This window comes from Mesorhizobium sp. M1A.F.Ca.IN.022.07.1.1, from assembly GCF_003997575.1.
GTDB lineage: Bacteria > Pseudomonadota > Alphaproteobacteria > Rhizobiales > Rhizobiaceae > Mesorhizobium.
This window is the reverse complement of sequence record NZ_RZST01000539.1, coordinates 1-2,480: the sequence shown is the minus strand read 5'-3', so window position 1 is coordinate 2,480 and position 2,480 is coordinate 1. Positions and strand designations below refer to the sequence as shown.

The 2,480-nt window shown below is 65.2% G+C and carries 2 protein-coding genes and 1 pseudogene; 2 read left to right on the top strand and 1 reads right to left on the bottom strand.

Translation table 11 applies throughout. From position 1 onward, the window contains the following. A pseudogene (locus EOA75_RS31825) lies at positions 1-339 on the top strand (endonuclease); the annotation flags it as partial. A 4-nt stretch (positions 340-343) separates the two neighbouring features. After that, a complete protein-coding gene (locus tag EOA75_RS31820) occupies positions 344-1,063 on the top strand; it encodes a hypothetical protein (RefSeq protein ID WP_127326067.1) in 720 nt (239 codons plus the stop codon). Between the two features lie 27 nt (positions 1,064-1,090). Here the strand turns inward: EOA75_RS31820 and EOA75_RS31815 are convergent, their stop codons facing one another. Continuing rightward, positions 1,091-2,308: an ABC transporter permease gene (locus EOA75_RS31815; RefSeq protein ID WP_127326068.1), complete on the bottom strand. Its 1,218-nt coding sequence runs from the start codon at positions 2,306-2,308 to the stop codon at positions 1,091-1,093. Between the last annotated feature and the right edge of the window lie 172 nt (positions 2,309-2,480).

Sequence of the window (2,480 nt, the reverse complement as noted above, 5' to 3'; positions counted from 1 at the left end):
TTCCAGGTCGTCGACGAAGCGCAGTCCTCGATCAACGTTCTGACCGCCGGCGGCTTTTGCGAAAATGTCGTCGAGCGGCGGCCCGAGATGGACCGCTGGAGTTTTTATCACACGCGCGGCCCGCAAGAGCGGCATTTGTGCCAATTGGACTATATCCTGCTGTCGAAGGCCTTGGCGGCGAAGAACGCCACCGCGGTTCCGGAGATCATCCGCAACGGTCAGCCTTGGCGCACCATCTTTCCGCCTGGCCAGGAAGTCGAGCGTTTTCCGCGTGCCGGGTGGGACAGGCCGAAGGCCTCCGACCATTGCCCGGTGGTGATCAACCTGGACATGGCCTGAGCCCGTGAGCTTCGACCTGCCGCGCAATGTCATTTTGCCGGTCGACGCGGTCGACGTACGGCTCGTTGCCAGCCCGCATCCGTTCGAGCGCGACAATCAGACAGCGATCGCGGAAAACTGGCGCCGCGAAATGGAGATGAAGCCGGCGCTATATGACGGCACCGTGGTGTTGCTTTCAGCGCTGAGCTATCGCGACAGCCGGCTCATCGGTCGCTGTCATGCGGTGAAGTACTCGACTTTCATGCTGTGGCGCAAAAACCGGGAGCTGAGCGGCGCCGAACATGCCTATGCGCACGCCGTGCTGGTTGCCGGCGACAATGCGCTGGTGGCGATCCGGATGGGCTCGCACACGGTGAACGCTGGCCGCGTCTATTTCGCCGCCGGCTCCTTCGAGCCGATCGATTTCCGCGACGGCGTCGTCGATATCGATTTCAACATGATCCGCGAGGTGGGCGAGGAAACCGGGATCGATCTGTCGGGCGCCGCCCGCGGACAGCGCTACTATGCGCTGTCGACTTCGAGCGGCACGGTGATCTTCCGCCGCTATCACGTTCCCGAGCCGGCGGAAGAGCTTGCGGGGCGCATCAGCGCCTTCGTTGCAACTGAAGCGGAGCCCGAGATCGAAGGTCCGGTCATCATCCGCAACGCAACCGACCTGCCGGTCGGGCTGATGGGGCACATGAAGCCGCTGATCGAGTGGCATTTCGCCAACGAGCTGGTTTGACTCGGTCACGGGCCGACGACGCGGCGGTTACTCGTGCCTGAGCGCCTCGATCGGATCGAGCCTCGCGCCGCGCAATGCCGGGAAGAAGCCGAACACCATGCCGATCAGCGCCGAAAAACCGACGGCGAGCAGGATGACCGCCGGGCTCGGCGCGAAGGGTATCGTCAACGTCGCCGAGGCCAGGCCTGCGAGCGCCAGTCCGATCAGGATGCCGATGATGCCGCCGACCAGCGACAGCACCGTCGCCTCGACCAGGAACTGGATCAGGATGTGTTTTTCGTGCGCGCCGATCGCCAGCCTGATGCCGATCTCGCGCGTGCGCTCAGTGACCGATACCAGCATGATATTCATGATGCCGATGCCGCCGACCAGAAGGCTGACGCTGGCGACGGCACCCAGCATGCCGGTCATGGTGGTGGTGGCGCTGGCCATGGCGTCGGCGATCTGGGTCATGTCGCGGATCGAGAAATCGGCATCGCGGTCCGGCGTGATGCGGCGCGTGTCGCGCAGGATGTCCTCGACGCGCGGCTGCAGTTCGGTGGTCGGCGTCCTGTCGTCGGCGGCGATGTAGATCGAGTCGATGTCGCGGTTGCCGGCGATGCGCCGCTGGTAGGCGGCCAGCGGCATCAGCACGACATTGTCCTGATCCTGGCCGAAGCCGGTGTAACCCTTCGGCTCGAGCAGGCCGATGATCCGGCAGGAGGTGCGGTTGACGCGGATCGTCTCGCCCTCCGGATCGCCGGCGCCGAAGAACTGCTGCCGCACCGTCTCGCCGATCAGGCAGACGCCGGCGCCGGCGCGCGTCTCGGAATCGCTGAAGGGACGGCCCGACACCAGCTTCCAGTCGCGCGCGTCGAGATAGGCGCTGTCGGTGCCGGTAACGCCCGACGTCAGGCTCTCCGTGCCGAAGATGACCCGCACCTGTTTTTGCGACGCCGGTGCGATGGCGCGTGCGCCGCTGAGATGGGCAACCAGTGCTTCGAGGTCCTTGGTGGCCAGCGGTCGGGTGACCTGGTCGAGCCCGCCCGGGCCGCCAGGCCCTGCCGGACGGCCCGAGCGGACGACGAGCAGGTTGCTGCCGAGTTTCGAGATGTCGGCCTTGACCTTCTCGGTGGTGCCGGAGCCGATGGTGAGCATGGCGATGACCGCGGCGACGCCGATGACGATGCCGAGCAGGGTCAGGAACGAGCGCAGCACGTTCCGGCGGATGGAAATCAGCGAAAGGCGGACGGTTTCCCAAATCATGGCCTCGGCTTTCGCTGTATCTGAAGCGACGTGGCCGTCGAGGAAGCGCACCGTGCGCCCGGCATATGCCGCGACGTCGGCTTCGTGCGTGACCATGACGATGGTGAGGCCGAGTTCGGCGTTCAGCCTGGTCAGCAATTCCATTATTTCGTGCGTGCGCGCGGTGTCGAGA